Origin of the sequence: Streptomyces viridosporus T7A, assembly GCF_008704515.1 — a bacterium.
GTDB lineage: Bacteria > Actinomycetota > Actinomycetes > Streptomycetales > Streptomycetaceae > Streptomyces > Streptomyces viridosporus.
The window spans coordinates 4,225,158-4,238,802 of the sequence record NZ_CP023700.1 but is presented as its reverse complement, the minus strand read 5'-3'; the positions used below and the strand labels follow the sequence as shown (position 1 = coordinate 4,238,802).

General features: G+C 70.0%; 9 protein-coding genes. 5 read left to right on the top strand and 4 right to left on the bottom strand.

Annotated elements, in window-relative coordinates; all coding sequences use genetic code 11:
- Window positions 1-59: 59 nt before the first annotated feature.
- Window positions 60-1,580: a YibE/F family protein gene (locus CP969_RS19640; protein WP_399474637.1), complete on the bottom strand. Its 1,521-nt coding sequence runs from the start codon at window positions 1,578-1,580 to the stop codon at window positions 60-62.
- Window positions 1,581-1,844: 264 nt separating this feature from the next.
- On the opposite strand from CP969_RS19640, the gene thiC reads away from it, so the two are divergent.
- Together thiC and CP969_RS19630 are read left to right on the top strand one after the other, a co-directional pair.
- Window positions 1,845-3,659 (top strand): phosphomethylpyrimidine synthase ThiC, encoded by a 1,815-nt coding sequence (gene thiC / locus CP969_RS19635; RefSeq protein WP_004986024.1) that lies wholly within the window; start codon window positions 1,845-1,847, stop codon window positions 3,657-3,659.
- A gap of 385 nt (window positions 3,660-4,044) precedes the next feature.
- The gene (locus tag CP969_RS19630) at window positions 4,045-5,484 is read left to right on the top strand and encodes a VWA domain-containing protein (protein ID WP_026085049.1); all 1,440 of its coding nucleotides are present in this window, start codon (window positions 4,045-4,047) and stop codon (window positions 5,482-5,484) included.
- Between the two features lie 116 nt (window positions 5,485-5,600).
- Here CP969_RS19630 and CP969_RS19625 read toward each other — a convergent pair whose 3' ends face one another.
- From CP969_RS19625 to CP969_RS19615, 3 genes are all read right to left on the bottom strand, one after another.
- The gene (locus tag CP969_RS19625; RefSeq protein WP_016825510.1) at window positions 5,601-6,470 is read right to left on the bottom strand and encodes a hypothetical protein; all 870 of its coding nucleotides are present in this window, start codon (window positions 6,468-6,470) and stop codon (window positions 5,601-5,603) included.
- Between the two features lie 183 nt (window positions 6,471-6,653).
- A complete protein-coding gene (locus tag CP969_RS19620) occupies window positions 6,654-7,745 on the bottom strand; it encodes a metallophosphoesterase (protein ID WP_004986027.1) in 1,092 nt (363 codons plus the stop codon).
- A 381-nt stretch (window positions 7,746-8,126) separates the two neighbouring features.
- Complete coding sequence (locus CP969_RS19615; RefSeq protein ID WP_004986028.1) at window positions 8,127-9,239, bottom strand: LacI family DNA-binding transcriptional regulator; 1,113 nt, start codon at window positions 9,237-9,239, stop codon at window positions 8,127-8,129.
- Between the two features lie 440 nt (window positions 9,240-9,679).
- Here CP969_RS19615 and hisC point away from each other — a divergent pair, with 440 nt between their 5' ends.
- The 3 genes from hisC to cydB all read left to right on the top strand — a co-directional run bounded on the left by hisC (window position 9,680) and on the right by cydB (window position 13,635).
- Entirely contained in the window at window positions 9,680-10,759 is a 1,080-nt protein-coding gene (hisC, locus tag CP969_RS19610) for a histidinol-phosphate transaminase (RefSeq protein WP_016825513.1), read from the top strand.
- A 345-nt stretch (window positions 10,760-11,104) separates the two neighbouring features.
- Entirely contained in the window at window positions 11,105-12,610 is a 1,506-nt protein-coding gene (locus CP969_RS19605; protein ID WP_004986035.1) for a cytochrome ubiquinol oxidase subunit I, read from the top strand.
- Window positions 12,611-12,630: 20 nt separating this feature from the next.
- Window positions 12,631-13,635, top strand: a complete 1,005-nt coding sequence (cydB, locus tag CP969_RS19600; protein WP_004986038.1) for a cytochrome d ubiquinol oxidase subunit II — start codon at window positions 12,631-12,633, stop codon at window positions 13,633-13,635.
- The last annotated feature ends 10 nt before the right edge of the window (window positions 13,636-13,645 follow it).

The window sequence follows — 13,645 nt, the reverse complement described above, 5'->3', positions numbered from 1 at the left end:
GGCCGGTGTGACCGCCCCGGGGCGGAGCCGGTCACGTCGGCCGGTCGGTGCGGTCGGCGTCAGCGCTTACGGCGCCGGCCCCTCCCGCCGCGTGCCGCAACCGGCCGGGCGTCCTGTGCCGGCACCCGGACCGCCGACCGGTCGGCCGAGACCACCAGGGCGGCCAGGGCCGTGGTGACCGGCACCGAGGCGACCAGGCCGATCGAACCGATCAGGGTCCGCACGATCTCCTCCGCGACCAGCTCGCTGTTCGCGACCGTCCCCACGCTGCTCTGCGCGATGGAGAACAGCAGCAGCAGGGGCAGCGCGGCGCCCGCGTAGGCGAGGACGAGCGTGTTGACCACGGACGCGATGTGATCGCGGCCGATGCGGATGCCCGCGCGGTACAGCCCGCGCCGGCCCATCGACGGGTTGGCCTCGTGCAGCTCCCAGACCGCGGAGGTCTGCGTGACCGTCACGTCGTCGAGGACACCGAGCGAACCGATGATGACGCCGGCCAGCAGCAGACCGCTCATGTCGATCTCCGGGTACAGCCCGTGGATCAGACCGGTGTTGTCGTCCGTGTTGCCGGTCAGTGCGGCCCAGCCGATGAACACCGAGCCGAGGATGCCGATCAGCAGCAGGGAGACCAGTGTGCCGAGGACCGCCACGGACGTACGCGCCGACAGCCCGTGGCACAGATAGAGCGCGACCAGCATGATCGCGCTGGCCCCCACCACCGCCACGACCAAGGGGTTCGAGCCCTGCAGGATCGCGGGCAGGATGAAGAAGTTCAGCACCAGGAAACTGACCGCCAGTGAGACCAGCGCCATCACACCGCGCAGCCGCCCCACGGCCACGACGGCGAGCGCGAAGACGCCGGCGAGCAGTGCCAGGGGGAAACGCCGGTTCACGTCGGTGACCGAGTACTGCAGGTCCTCCGGTGCGGCGGGCTCGTAGGCGACCACGACCTCCTGGCCCTCGCTCAACTGCCGGGACTGGTCCGGCTGCACGATCTCGGTGAACGTACGGCCCTTGTCCTCGCCGGTGTCGACCCGGATCGTCGCCTTCTTGCAGGTACCGGTCGCCTGCTGCTGGGCCGAGGAGCCCTCGGCGGTGGAGGTGTCGCCGGTCGGGACGCCTCCGGAGGCGTTGACGGACTGGCAGCTCACCTCGACCACTTCGGTGACCGTGGCGTGCTGCGTCTGCCGGTCGAAACCGACGCCGGTGCGTTCGTGCCCCGGGGTACCCCCCGGCCACAGCACGGCGAGGCCGATCAGCACCGCCGCGGCGAACGGAATCAGGATCGCCGCGATGACCTTGCGCAGGTGCTGGGAGACGGGAGCCGCCGGGCCGTGGCTGTGCCCGTGCGAGTGGCCGTGCCCACCCCCGGAACGGCCCCCGGGGTCGGATCCGCCGCCGGAGTCACCTCCGTGACCGTGGCCGCGGCTGTCCTCACCCGGGTGAGGAGCGCTGCCGTGTCCGCCGTCGTTCCCACGGCCCACCGCGTGGTCGGGGCCCGGCCCTCTGCCGTGGCCGCCGCCGCTTCCGGCGCCGGGTCCGCGGGGAGGCTCGGGCGGTGGGTACGAGGAAGGCTGCATCGAGGTCACCGACCGATCATCGCAAGAACGCGAGGGGCCCTCTGGTCACCGCGCCAGAAGGGACGCTAGCGTGGGGGCACCTTTTGTACACGCGGGAGCTCGGAGCACCGGGCTGAGAGGGCGCTGACCTCCGTCCCAGCGACGTTTCACATGAAACATCACCGATGTGCGCGTGATGTTTCCCACGGAACGTCGACAGACGGAAACCGCTGCGTCGACCGCCGAACCTGTTACCGGGTAATGCCGGCGTAGGGAGTAGGTCTCATGACCAACAAGGACGCACGCACGCCTGCCTCCACGCAGAACCCGACGGAGACGTCGGCGAACGGAGAGGGCGGGAAGTCCATCGGCTGGCACAAGGCGTACGTCGAGGGCACACGCCCCGACCTGCGGGTGCCGGTCCGTCAGGTGCACCTCACCAATGGGCGGTCGGTCACGCTGTACGACACCTCGGGCCCGTACACCGATCCACTCGTCGACACCGACGTCCGCAGGGGCCTGGCCCCGCTGCGGGAGAACTGGATCATCGCCCGCGGTGACACGGAGGAGTACGCGGGCCGTCCCGTCCGTCCCGAGGACGACGGGATCAAGCACACCTCGCCGCGCGGCGGCCTGCGCAACCTCGACGCGGTCTTCCCCGGCCGGCCGCGTCAGCCGCGCCGGAGCCGCGAAGGCCGGGCGGTCACGCAGCTGGCGTACGCGCGCCGGGGCGAGATCACGCCCGAGATGGAGTTCGTGGCGATCCGGGAGAACGTCTCTCCCGAGGTGGTCCGCGAGGAGATCGCGGCGGGCCGGGCGGTGCTCCCGGCCAACGTCAACCACCCGGAGACCGAGCCGATGATCATCGGCAAACGGTTCCTGGTGAAGGTCAACGCCAACATCGGCAACTCGGCGGTGACCTCCTCCATCGAGGAGGAGGTGGAGAAGATGACCTGGGCGACCCGCTGGGGCGCCGACACGGTGATGGACCTCTCCACCGGCCGCAACATCCACACCACCCGGGAGTGGGTGCTGCGCAACTCCCCCGTGCCCATCGGCACCGTGCCGCTCTATCAGGCGCTGGAGAAGGTCGACGGCAAGGCCGAGGAACTGACCTGGGAGATCTACAAGGACACGGTCGTCGAACAGGCCGAGCAGGGTGTGGACTACATGACGGTCCACGCCGGTGTGCGGCTCGCCTACGTACCGCTCACCGCGAACCGCAAGACCGGCATCGTCTCGCGCGGTGGTTCGATCATGGCCGCGTGGTGCCTGGCGCACCACAAGGAATCGTTCCTGTACGAGAACTTCGAGGAGCTCTGCGAGATCCTCGCCGCGTACGACGTCACGTACTCGCTCGGCGACGGCCTCAGGCCCGGTTCGATCGCGGACGCCAACGACGAGGCGCAGTTCGCGGAGTTGCGCACACTCGGGGAACTCAACCGGATCGCGAGGCGCTTCCACGTGCAGACCATGATCGAGGGCCCGGGACATGTCCCGATGCACAAGATCAAGGAGAACATCGACCTTCAGCAGGAGATCTGCGACGAAGCTCCGTTCTACACGCTCGGCCCGCTGACGACGGACGTCGCGCCGGCGTACGACCACATCACCTCCGGCATCGGCGCCGCGATGATCGCCTGGTGGGGCACGGCCATGCTCTGCTACGTCACGCCCAAGGAACACCTGGGCCTGCCCCACCGCGACGACGTCAAGACCGGCGTCATCACCTACAAGATCGCCGCTCACGCCGCCGACCTCGCCAAGGGGCATCCGGGCGCACAGGAGTGGGACGACGCGCTGTCCGACGCCCGCTTCGAGTTCCGGTGGGAGGACCAGTTCAACCTCGCCCTCGACCCGGACACGGCGCGCGAGTTCCACGACGAGACCCTGCCGGCCGAACCGGCCAAGACGGCCCACTTCTGCTCGATGTGCGGGCCCAAGTTCTGCTCGATGAAGATCAGCCGAGACATCACCGAACGGTTCGGCGGTGATGCGGCCGAGGGGGCGACGGCGGAGGAGATCGCCGAGGGGATGCTCCAGAAGTCGAAGGAGTTCGCGGCCAACGGGAACCGGGTGTACCTGCCCCTCGCGGACTGACGTCGTCCAGGGGCGGTGCTCACGGTCCACCACCGGCCGTGAGCACCGCCCAGCCGCCCACCTGTGGCCTGGGGCGATCACTGCGTGGGGGCGTGGGCGTACGACGGACGAAGGCGCCGGACCCGTGAGACGGGCCGGCGGTGCGTCGGGCCCGGGAGCCCGTTCCTCCGCCCTCTCGCCGAAGGGCGCCACGGCTCCCCGGCTCAGCTTGAGTCCGCCGATCCCTTGACGGCGGAACACACCACCGGGCGCGAGCCGACGGCGGGCATCGGGCCGGGCACGTAGCGGGCCGGGCGCGTGGCGCGTGCAGGCCGCAGGGGTCGCCCACGAGGGGCGCGCCGGGTCTCCCCTCCCCAGCGCGGTGCCGGCTCGGCAGACTGATCCCATGACAGCGAGAGCAATGAGCAAGGGGTCCAACCTTCCCGTCGACGCCCCCGCGGTGCGCGTCGAGCTCGCTTGGGCGGCCGGGCCCGGTGTGCCCGACATCGATGCCTCGGCCCTGCTCCTCACGGAGGCGGGACGGGTGCGGGACGACGGCGACTTCGTCTTCTACAACCAGCCGCGGCACGCGTCGGGCGCCGTGACGCACCTGGGGAAGCGGAGCGCCGCCGGGGCCGCGACCGACACGGTGGAGGTGGATCTGCGCTCGCTGGAACCGGCCGTCGAGCGGATCGTGCTGTGCGCGTCGGCGGACGGCGGAACGTTCGGCCAGGTGCCGGGGCTTGTGCTCCGGCTGCTCGACGCCGGGACGGGGACCGAGGTCGCGCGGTTCGACATGGCGGCCGGGACGGAGACCGCGTTCATCGGCGGCGAGCTGTACCGGCGACAGGGGGCGTGGAAGTTCCGCGCGGTGGGGCAGGGGTACGCCTCCGGGCTCGCCGGGCTGGCCACCGACTTCGGTATCACCGTGGACGACGCCCCTTTGCCGGACGGCGGCTCCCCGGCGGTCACCGCCCCGGTGCCCCCGCCCGCCCCGGCTCCACCCTCCCCCTCGGTTCCGCCGGTGCCTCCCGCGGGGCCCACGGCGACCGCACCGCCCTCCGTCCCCCGGGCGGGCGCCCCGCGGCTCACCAAGGGCGAGGAGCGGCTGCCCGTGGACATGCGCAAGCGGTTGTCCCTGCGCAAGGAGCAGGTGGCGGTCAGCCTGCGCAAGCACGGGGCCACCGGGGTCACCGCACGCGTCGTCCTCGTACTGGACGCCTCCGGCTCCATGGCCCCCCTGTACACCAAGGGCGTCGTGAACGACGTCGTCGAGCGCATGGCCGCCGTCGCCGCTCAGCTGGACGACGACGGCGAGATGCAGGCCTGGACGTTCGCCACGAACCCGGCCAGGCTGCCCGATCTGCAGATCGGCGAGCTCCCCGAGTGGCTGCGGCTGCACGTGCGCGTGGGAGAGCTGGGCCTGTTCCGGCGCAAGCGGAAGAAGGGGCTGGACCCGCGCCAGGTCGACATGCGGGAGGTCGGGTTCCAGAACGAGGAGCAGAAGGTCATCGCCGAGGTCCGCGCGTACGTCCGGGAGAACCCCGCCTCCGTGCCGACCCTGGTGCTGTTCTTCTCCGACGGCGGTGTCTACCGCAACGCCGAGATCGAGCAGCAGCTGCGCGAGGCCGTCGAGGAACCGGTCTTCTGGCAGTTCGTGGGGCTGGGCCGGTCGAACTACGGCGTGCTGGAGCGGTTCGACACGCTGCCCGGACGCCGCGTCGACAACGTCGGTTTCTTCGCCGTCGACGACATCGGCACCGTGCCGGACCCGGAGTTGTACGACCGTCTGCTGTCCGAGTTCCCGATGTGGATCACGGCCGCGCGGCGGGCGGGCATTCTCTGACCGGCGCACGGCGGCCCACCGCGGGCAGGCACCACCCACCCGGCTCGCGCTCTCCGACGCGGGGCCCCGAGGGGCTCCGCCCGAAGGGGGCGCGAGCCGACGGACGGTCCGCCCGGCTACTCCGGTCGGTGCTCCGGCCCCCCGAAGTCCGGGCTCGAGTAGTCCGGGCTCGAGTAGCTCGGCCGCGGACCGCGGGCCGGGCCTTCGCCGGGGCTGGTGAAACCCGGCCGGCCGTAACCGAGGTGCGGAATGCGGCTGGTCGGCGCGGGCGGTGCCGTGTGACGCAGTGCGCCGGCCGCCGCCGGGTCGGCGAGCGCGTCCCGCAGGAACGGCAGGATCCCCCGTTCCAGCAGGGCCTCGCGCCAGGCGTCCCTGGCCCGGGTCAGCTCCCCGTCGAGCACGTCGTACGGGGCGGCGAGGGCCGAGGGCTTGTTGCGCAGTGCGGTGAGCAGCAGACCCACCGCGGCGACGAGGATGGCGACCGCCGTCACGGCGCCGAACACCCAGCCGGTGGTGAGGATGGTCCGGGCGAACGCGGCGTCGGGGTCGAGCATCCGCAGGACGTAACCGACGAGCAGGAATATCGCTGCCGCGGTTCCGGCCAGGACGGGTGCCAGGACGGCGACGACGGCGACGGCGCCCGCGCCGGAGGCCTCGGCGACCTCGCCCACGGTGGAGGCGAGCCCGCCCGCGTGCGCGCCCGGCTCGGCGGAGTCGGAGTCGCGGACGGACGGGGCGGACGGCGCCGTCGGCCGGCGCAGTTCCTCGCGGATCTTCACGTAGTGCTGGTACTCGGTCGCCGCGGCCGCCGTGATGATCGCGGTGGCGCCCAGCGCCATCGTGCGCAGTTGTTCGAGAGTGAGCCGCTGTCCCACAGCGGCCAGTTCCGGGCGGTGTGGTGCGGAGCGCAGCGCCTCATCGAGAATCCGCTCGTATTCCGTGCGGTCCTCGTTCAACAGGTACTGCGGAACGCTGTTCATGTGCATCCCCCGATGCTCCGTAGGGCTTGGGGCTCGGCATGCTGACGAGCCGTCGGGCAGAAACGGAGGGGAGCCTGCTACGGATAAGCCGATGGTAGAGCGGTGACGGTACGCGGTGACAGGGGGTTTACCGAAATTGCCGCGTGTGCGATGCGGTCGCGGGCCGCCGGACGACGGCCCCGTGAACCGTCAGATGTCGAGCGGCAGTTGCTGGACCAGCAGTTTTCCGGCCATCGTGACGCCGCCGTCCATGGCGATGGCGAGACCGTCGGCGTAGACGTGCGGTCCCGAGACCACGGGGCCGGTGTCGTCCTCGCCGTCCTCGGAGCCGACTTCGCCCAGCAGGTACGGGATGGGGCTGTGGCCGTGAACGACCCGGGTGCCGCCGTACGTATCCAACAGGGAACGCACCGCGTCGGCGCCGCCCTCGTCCCGGAAGGAGAACCGCTTGGTGAACTTGCGGAACAGGTCCCAGACCTCGTCCACGTCGTTGCGGGTGAGCGTCTCGCGGATGGTGTCGTTGACCTCTTCGATGGAGCGGCCGTAGTCGAGGTAGGCGGTGGTGTCGGAGTGGAGCAGCAGGTGGCCGTCGACCTCCTCGACGGCGTCGAGGCGGGCCATCCACTGCAGGTGGTGGTCCTGGAGGCGGTCCATGTCCGTCTTCTGGCCGCCGTTGAGCAGCCAGGCCGCCTGGAAGGTGGCGGTGCCCGCGCCGGAGTTGACGGGGGTGTCGCCGAACCGCTTGGCGCCGAGCAGCAGCAGCTCGTGGTTGCCCATGAGGGCCTTGCAGTAGCCGCCGGCCGCGGCGGCCTCCGCGGAGAGCCGCATCACGAGGTCGATGACGCCGATGCCGTCCGGGCCGCGGTCGGTGAAGTCGCCGAGGAACCACAGCCGCGCGGTACCGGCGCACCACTTCCCCGCGGAGTCGATGAGGCCCTGCTCCTGGAGGGCGGCCACCAGCTCGTCGAGGTAGCCGTGGACGTCACCGACCACGTACAGCGGGCCGGGCCCGGCCGCGGGCTGCGGGGCGGGCACGGACGCGGGGTCGACGGTCACCTGGACAGTGTCACCCCGATTGATGACGGGGAGGTCCCGCTGAGTGGGGGTGTACCCCTCCGGGTAGGCCTCCTCGGACGGCGGGGCGACGTTGCCCGGGTGGGTGCTCTGGACGTACGGACCGGTCTCGTGGACGTACGCGGGTACCCGGAAGTCACGCAGTGTCGCCGTCCGCTCCACCTCGGGTCCCTGACCGGCCCCCTGAGTCATCGACCCCTCCACCATCGCGCCGCATCTGCACCGCGTCGGACTGCCTGGTCGCAGCGGCCCGCGGTGTCGTGGGCCCATCATAGGAATGCGGATCGCGCCATGTGATGACCCAGGGGTGGTGAATCGGAACAAGCCTCTCGTTCACCGGGGCTTTCGCCCCGTTTCGGCCGGTCTTCGTCCCTTCTGCGACCTTCCCCGCCGTGGTTGCCGTGCACGGGACCGGCCGTTCCCCCCGGCCTTCCGGGCCGTTTCCCCGGAAGGGTGACGGAGGAGTGGCCCCGCTTCACTCCCGCGGAAGCGGGCCCCGCTTCCGGGACGCCGTCCCGCCCGGCCTTCCGGCCCGCTGCCTCACCCGGGCCTCCCGGGCCGCCGCCCCGCCCCGTCGGCGCCCCGGCGTCAGGTCCCCTTCGGTGTCCTCGGCGGGCTGATCGTCGTACGGGGCGGCCGGCGCTGCGAGGAGGTGCGCACGATCAGCTCGGTCGGTATCACCTGCTCCACCGGCTGGTCGGAGTCGACCCCCTCGATGGCGTCGATGAGCAGCTGGACCGCGACCGTGCCGATGCGCCGCGGTTTCAGGGAGAGCGTGGTGAGGGGCGGCTCGGTGCCGGCGTAGACGGTGGACTCGCTGCAGCAGACGAGCAGCAGGTCGTCCGGGACGCGCAGGCCGTAGCGGCGGGCGGCGGCGAGCAGATCGGTGCCGTTCGGATCGAACAGGCCGTAGACGGCGTCGGGGCGGTCGGGTCGGGCGAGCAGCCGGTCGGCGGCGACGGCGCCCGCGCACGGGTCGTGCGCCGGGTAGGACTCGTACACCGGATCCTGGCCGACCCGCTCGCACCAGCGCAGGTACGCGGTGGTCGACAGACGGGTGTAGGTGTCGGTCGTCGTCCCGGTGAGCAGGCCGATGCGGCGGGCGCCGGCGTCGGCGAGGTGGTCGAGGACACCGAGGACCGCGGCCTCGTGGTCGTTGTCGACCCAGGCCGTGACCGGCAGCGAGCCGGCGGGCCGGCCGTCGGAGACGACCGGTAAACCCTGGCGGACCAGTTCACTGACGACCGGGTCCTGGTCGGAGGGGTCGATGACGACCGTGCCGTCCAGGGCGACGTTGGACCACATGTCGTGGCGGGACGTCGCGGGGAGGATGACGAGGGCGTAGCCGCGGGCGAGCGCGGCGGAGGTGGCGGCGCGCGCCATCTCGGCGAAGTAGGCGAACTCCGTGAAGGTGAAAGGTTCATCCCCGTAGGTCGTCACGGTCAGGCCGATGAGCCCGGACTTGCCGGTGCGCAGCGTGCGGGCGGCGGCCGAGGGGCGGTACCCCAGTCTGTCGGCGACCTCGCGGACGTGGCGCCGGGTGGCGTCCGGGAGCCGGCCCTTGCCGTTGAGGGCGTCGGAGACGGTCGTGATGGAGACTCCGGCGGCGGCGGCCACGTCCCTGATGCCCGCTCGACCCGGCCGGTTGCCTCGGCGTGAGGTTTCCGCGCGGCTCACCTGGTGCTTCCCTGCTGCTGTCATGGCGAGCCGATAGTAGGGCTCATGTGGTGGGGTAGGGCGGACGCATATGCATGCATTGACAGGTACGTTTCTGCAAGATCATCTCATGTCAATCTCCTTGGAATGCAAGGCAGTTGAGCGCTTGCATGCCAGTACCTGACGTGTCGGCCCATGCGGGCCTGTCGAGGGGGCGATGTTGCGAAGAGGTCTCAACTCACCTGCAAGGGTGATGCGCGCTACGGCGCAAGCCACCGGCGCGTAGATATATGTGCGGCGCGCCCCCGACCCGCGCGCCCTTCATGCACCTTCGGGTGATGTTGCCCCTGTTGCCCGTGGGGCGGACGAGGCTCGGTGAGCGGCTTCGTCGCCCCTATACGCAGCGGCGCCGAATCCTCATAAGGTGAGCAGTATTGAATGTCGGCGGCGGTCATGGGCCGCCGGTCTTCGCGAGGAGGACTGCGGTGAGCGAGACGAGCCCCAAGCTGCGCGCCGAGCTGGAGGGGATTCCCACGTACAAGCCGGGCAAGCCGGCGGCGGCCGGTGGCCCGGCGGCCTACAAACTGTCCTCCAACGAGAACCCCTATCCGCCACTGCCGGGTGTGATGGAGACCGTCGCGGCCGCGGCCTCCTCCTTCAACCGCTACCCGGACATGGCCTGCACGGCCCTGATGGCCGAACTGTCCGAACGCTTCGCCGTTCCGACCTCCCACCTGGCCACCGGCACCGGCTCGGTCGGTGTCGCCCAGCAGTTGCTGCAGGCCACCTCGGGCCCCGGCGACGAGGTGGTCTATGCCTGGCGTTCGTTCGAGGCGTACCCGATCATCACCCAGATCAGCGGTGCCACGTCCGTGCAGGTCCCGCTGACACCGGGCGAGGTGCACGACCTGGACGCGATGGCCGCGGCGATCACCGACCGGACCCGGCTCGTCTTCGTCTGCAATCCCAACAACCCGACCGGCACCGTGGTGCGGCGGGCCGAGCTGGAGCGCTTCCTCGACCGGGTGCCCGACGACGTCCTGGTGGTGCTCGACGAGGCCTACCGCGAGTTCATCCGGGACCCCGAGGTGCCGGACGGCGTCGCGATCTACCGGGAGCGGCCCAACGTCTGCGTGCTGCGGACCTTCTCCAAGGCGTACGGCCTGGCGGGGCTGAGGGTCGGTTTCGCGATCGCCCACGAGCCGGTGGCCGCGGCGCTGCGCAAGACGGCGGTGCCGTTCGGTGTGAGCCAGATCGCACAGGAAGCGGCGATCGCGTCGCTGCGGGCCGAGGACGAGCTCATCGGCCGGGTCGGTTCGCTGGTGTGCGAGCGCAACCGCGTGATGGACGCACTGCGTGGTCAGGGCTGGACGGTGCCCGAGAGCCAGGCCAACTTCGTGTGGCTGCGGCTGGGGGAGCGCACGGTGGAGTTCGCGCAGGTGTGTGAGCAGGCGGGCGTGGTCATCCGGCCGTTCGCCGGTGAGGGAGTGCGGGTGACCATCGGGGAGACCGAGGCGAACGACATCTTCCTGAAGGTGGCGGAGGGCTTCCACAAGCAGCTCTAGCGGCACGGGCCTCGGCCCGCGCGGGTTCGGGCCCTGACGTCCTCGACCGGTCGGCGACTCAGTCGTCGGCCGGTTTGTCGTGTGATGCCGGTTTCACGTGAAACGGGCCACCCGGTGTCGAGGGCTTCACGTCAACGTGTCGAGGGCTTCGCGTCAACAGGGTGTAGAAGTTCCCGAAGAGGGGTTGACGTCACAGGGGACCCCCCTTCCTGATCCGAAAAGCAGTAGGTCATAATTGCTTGTGAATGTGAACGCGTTCACAAGCGGATCCTGTTTTCCCGAGTTGTGGGGGACGAACGGGGTCAAACAGCCGCTGCTGACCGCGGCGAAGTAAGGAGCGACGACGTGGATCTGGCTCTGGCGCCGGAAACCCTGGCGCGGTGGCAGTTCGGTATCACCACCGTCTACCACTTCCTCTTCGTTCCCCTGACGATCTCGCTGGCCGCCCTCACCGCCGGGCTGCAGACCGCCTGGGTGCGCACGGGGAAGGAGAAGTACCTCAAGGCGACGAAGTTCTGGGGCAAGCTCTTCCTGATCAACATCGCGATGGGCGTGGTCACCGGCATCGTGCAGGAGTTCCAGTTCGGCATGAACTGGTCCGACTACTCGCGGTTCGTCGGTGACGTCTTCGGTGCCCCGCTCGCCTTCGAGGCGCTGATCGCCTTCTTCTTCGAGTCCACCTTCATCGGTCTGTGGATCTTCGGCTGGGACAAGCTGCCCAAGAAGATCCACCTGGCCTGCATCTGGATGGTCTCGATCGGCACGCTGCTCTCGGCGTACTTCATCCTCGCGGCCAACTCCTGGATGCAGCACCCGGTCGGCTACCGGATCAACGAGGAGAAGGGCCGCGCCGAGCTCACCGACTTCTGGCTGGTGCTCACCCAGAACACCACCCTCAACCAGGTCTTCCACAGTTTCTCGGCGGCCTTCCTGACCGGTGGCGCCTTCATGGTGGGCATCGCCGCCTTCCACCTGATGCGCAAGAAGCACATCCCGGTGATGCGCACCTCGCTCCGGCTCGGCCTGGTCACCCTGGCGGTCGGGGGCCTGTTCACCGCGGTCAGCGGCGACACCCTCGGCAAGGTCATGTACGAGCAGCAGCCGATGAAGATGGCCGCCGCCGAGGCCCTGTGGGACGGCGAGGGGCCGGCACCCTTCTCCGTGTTCGCCTACGGGGACGTCGACGAGGGCCACAACAAGGTCGCCCTGGAGATCCCCGGCCTGCTGTCCTTCCTCGCCCACAGCGACTTCGAGTCGTACGTGCCCGGCATCAACGACACCAACGAGGCCCTGCAGGAGCAGTTCGGCCCCGGCGACTACAAGCCCATCGTCCCCGTCGCCTACTGGAGCTTCCGCTGGATGATCGGCTTCGGCATGGCGTCCTTCTCGCTCGGACTGCTGGGGCTGTGGCTCACGCGGAAGAAGTTCCTGCTGCCGGCCGCCCTGCGCACCGGGGAGGACGAGGTGCCGCACCTGGTGCTGCTGAGGAAGCCGCTCGGGGCGAGGCTGTCCCGGCTGTACTGGCTCCTGGCGCTGTGGACGATGGGCTTTCCGCTGATCGCCAACGCCTGGGGCTGGATCTTCACCGAGATGGGCCGTCAGCCCTGGGTCGTCTACGGCGTGATGCAGACCAGGCACGCCGTCTCCCCCGGCGTCTCCCAGGCCGAGGTCATCACCTCGATGAGCGTCTTCACCCTGCTCTACGCCGTCCTGGCCGTCATCGAGGTCAAGCTGCTCGCCAAGTACGTCAAGGCGGGTCCGCCCGAGCTCACCGAGTCCGATCTCAACCCGCCCACGAAGCTCGGCGGCGACCTCCGTGACGCCGACAAGCCGATGGCCTTCTCGTACTAGGCCGAGGGAGCTGCACCGTCATGGAACTGCACGACGTCTGGTTCGTACTGATCGCCGTCCTGTGGATCGGCTACTTCTTCCTCGAGGGCTTCGACTTCGGGGTCGGTGTCCTCACCCGGCTGCTCGCCCGCGACCGTGCCGAGAAGCGGGTGCTGATCAACACCATCGGCCCCGTCTGGGACGGCAACGAGGTGTGGCTGCTCACGGCGGGCGGTGCGACCTTCGCCGCCTTCCCCGAGTGGTACGCCACCCTCTTCTCCGGCTTCTACCTGCCCCTGCTGGTCATCCTGATCTGCCTGATCATCCGCGGCGTCGCCTTCGAGTACCGGGTGAAGCGGCCGGAGGAGCACTGGCAGCGCAACTGGGAGACGGCGATCTTCTGGACCTCGCTGATCCCCGCCTTCCTGTGGGGCGTGGCCTTCGGCAACATCGTCCGGGGCGTGAAGATCGACGCCTCGTTCGAGTACGTGGGGAACGTCTGGGAGCTGCTCAACCCGTACGCCCTGCTGGGCGGCCTGGTCACCCTCACCCTGTTCACCTTCCACGGGACGGTGTTCACGGCGCTCAAGACGGTCGGGGAGATCCGGGAGCGGGCGCGTCGGCTGGCGCTGCGCCTGGGTCTCGTCACGGCGGTCCTGGCACTGGCCTTCCTGCTCTGGACGCAGGCCGACCAGGGGGACGGCACGAGTCTGATCGCGCTGGTCGTCGCCGTGGCCGCGCTGGTCGCCGCTCTGGTCGCGAACCAGGCGGGGCGTGAGGGCTGGTCGTTCACGCTGTCCGGCGTCACCATCGTGGCCGCCGTGGCGATGCTCTTCCTGACGCTCTTCCCGAACGTCATGCCGTCCACGCTCGACGCGGACTGGAGCCTCACCGTCACCAACGCCTCCTCCAGCCCCTACACCCTGAAGATCATGACCTGGCTCACGGTGATCGCGCTGCCGCTCGTGCTGCTCTACCAGGGCTGGACCTACTGGGTGTTCCGCAAGCGGATCGGCACCCAGCACATCGCCGATCCCGTGCACTGAGGTGTGTTTC